Source organism: Mesorhizobium sp. M7A.F.Ca.CA.004.06.1.1 (assembly GCF_003999135.1).
Classification (GTDB): Bacteria; Pseudomonadota; Alphaproteobacteria; order Rhizobiales; family Rhizobiaceae; genus Mesorhizobium.
Window position 1 is genome coordinate 1 of record NZ_RZPQ01000816.1, and the last position, 2,550, is coordinate 2,550.

The following is a 2,550-nucleotide window of genomic DNA, read 5'->3' on the forward strand; positions in this document are numbered from 1 at the left end:
GCAAGAACGGACTGGCGCTGGAACACGCGATCGGCCGGATCGAGCGCAGCGAGATATCGGGCGCCGCCGATGCCGGCATTTACTCGGTCGAGGCTGGCGGGCTGTCCATTACGGGCAACACCGTCTCCGATTGCGCCAATGGCGGCATCCTCGTGCACCGCTGGCAGGTGGCCGAAGACGGCACCATGGTCACCGGCAACCGCGTCCAACGGATCCAGGCACGCAGCGGCGGAACCGGGCAGAACGGCAACGGCATCAATGCCTTTCGCGCCGGCAATGTCGTCATCTCGGGCAACATCGTCTCGGACTGCGCCTTCTCGGCGATCCGCGCCAACAGCGCCAGCAACCTGCAGATATCGGGTAACACCTGCTCGCGCTCGGGCGAAACGGCGGTCTATTCCGAGTTCTCGTTCGAAGGCGCCATCATCAGCAACAACATCGTCGACGGCGCCGCCAACGGCATCTCGATCGTCAATTTCAACGAAGGCGGCCGCATGGGCGTCTGCTCCGGAAACATCGTGCGCAATCTGTCGACCAGCGGTCCCTACCCCGCCGACTCGCCGGGATTTGGCGTCGGCATCGGCGTTGAGGCCGACACCACCGTTTCCAACAACGTCATCGAGAACGCGCCGCTTTATGGCATGCAGATCGGCTGGGGTCCCTACCTGCGCAATGTCGTCGCTACGGGCAACATCATCCGCAACGCCGGAACCGGTATCGTCGTGTCCGTGGTCGAGGGTGCCGGCACGGCGGTCATTTCAGACAATATCATCGACGGCGCGCTCAACGGTGCGGTTGTCGGCCAGCGCTGGGCCGAGCCCGCAACGGGCGACCTCGCCTCGTCAAACGATACCGGCTATGCGCATCTGACCGTCGAGCGCAATCACGTCAGTTGAGGGCTGCCGTCGGCCTCAGCGCCCCGACCTTGGCACCGTTGCGGTTTTCGATGGGCGTGTTTGCCAACTCGCTCAGCTTGAACGCCAATGCCTCGTCGGCGCGCAACAGTTTGGCGAGGACGGTGGCAATCATGGCTTCGCCGGCGCGGCCGGCGCCATCATCGCATTTGAGCGCGATGCCGAGACCAAGTTCCGGAATTGCCGCACAATGGACGCCCTCGGCGCCGCCTTTCGTAAATATCCGCCCGGGTGCGGCCTCCATCAGTGCGACGTCTTCGCGGCCGCTGCCGGCAACGAAGAAGGGCTCGGCCATGCATGCAGCCAGCAGCCGCCTCGCGGCCTTGGCTCGCTCGGGACCAAAACCTGATGTCGTGGCCATGCGGGCAAAGCCGAGCGCGAAGCTCCTGAGCGGCACCGCATAGGTTGGGATCGAACAGCCATCGATGGCCCGCTGGTCCTCACCATGGACAGCGCCCGTCACCGATTGCATGGCGTCGCGCACCATTTCCTGCAGGCCATGTCCCGGCTTGACATAGCCGCGATGCGCAATGCCGGCGTGGACGCAGGTGCAGAGGAAGCCGGAATGCTTGCCGGAACAATTGTTGTGCAACGCGTTCGGTGAACCGCCGGCGCGGGCGAGCGCAATCTCGGCGTCATGGTTGGACGGCCAATGTGTGCCGCATTCGAGTGCTGATCCGTCCAGCCCGGCCTTGGCCAGCATGGATCGCGCAAGATCGACATGGGCCGGCTCGCCCGAGTGGGACGCACAGGCGAGCGCCAGTTCGCGGTTGCCGAAGCCATAGGCATCGGCCGCACCGCTTTCGACCAGCGGCAGTGCCTGGATCGCCTTGACCGCCGAGCGCGGAAACACCGACTTGGCTGTGTCGCCGATCTCCCAGACGGGCTTGCCATCGCCATCGAAGACCGCGACTGAGCCGCGATGCGCGCTCTCGACGATCGCGCCGCGCAACACTTCGATCAGAACCGGATTTGTCATGAACCCTCCCGTAAATGCGGGCGGTTTACCTGATCCGGTCGAGAATGGAAACGTAGTTTGCGACCGCCGCACCGCCCATATTGAAGATGCCGCCAAGCTTGGCGCCCGGCACCTGGATGCCGCCGGCCTCGCCGACAAGCTGCATGGCGGTCAAGACATGCATCGACACGCCCGTGGCGCCGATCGGATGGCCCTTGGCCTTCAGCCCGCCGGATGGATTGACCGGCAGGCGGCCATCCCTGGCCGTTGTGCCGTCCAGCGCAAGCTTTGCCCCCTCTCCCGGCTTGGCAAGACCCATCGCCTCGTATTCGATCAGTTCGGCAATGGTGAAGCAGTCATGCGTCTCGACGAAGGACAGATCGTCGAGCGTCACGCCGGCTGATTTCAACGCCCGGTTCCAGGCCTGTTCGCACCCTTCGAAGGTCAGGATGTCGCGCTTCGACATCGGCAGGAAATCCTGCACATGCTCGTTGGCGCGGAAGGCAACGGCACGGCGCATCTTCAGCGCCGTGGCGGTGTCGGCAAGGATAAGGGCGGCGGCGCCGTCGGAGACCAGCGAGCAGTCGGTGCGCTTCAGTGGGCCGGCAACGAACGGGTTCTTCTCGCTCTCCTGGCGGCAGAACTCGTAGCCGAAATCCTTGCGCATCTGTGCATAGG

General features: G+C 64.5%; 2 protein-coding genes and 1 pseudogene. 1 reads left to right on the top strand and 2 read right to left on the bottom strand.

Annotated elements, in window-relative coordinates; all coding sequences use genetic code 11:
• On the top strand, positions 1 to 896 hold an 896-nt coding region (locus EN906_RS30545), incomplete at its 5' end, for a TIGR03808 family TAT-translocated repetitive protein (protein WP_127375626.1).
• On the opposite strand, the gene EN906_RS30550 is transcribed toward EN906_RS30545, so the two are convergent.
• Both EN906_RS30550 and EN906_RS30555 read right to left on the bottom strand, forming a co-directional pair.
• Complete coding sequence (locus EN906_RS30550; RefSeq protein WP_127269978.1) at positions 889 to 1,893, bottom strand: asparaginase; 1,005 nt, start codon at positions 1,891 to 1,893, stop codon at positions 889 to 891. The two genes, EN906_RS30545 and EN906_RS30550, sit on opposite strands and share 8 nt — an antisense overlap.
• A 25-nt stretch (positions 1,894 to 1,918) precedes the next feature.
• Positions 1,919 to 2,550, bottom strand: a pseudogene (locus EN906_RS30555) (thiolase domain-containing protein); the annotation flags it as partial.

Coding starts and splice junctions, on each gene's coding strand:
- EN906_RS30550 (WP_127269978.1), bottom strand. CDS start 1,893: ATGACAAATCCGGTTCTGATCGAAGTGTTGCGCGGCGCGATCGTCGAG.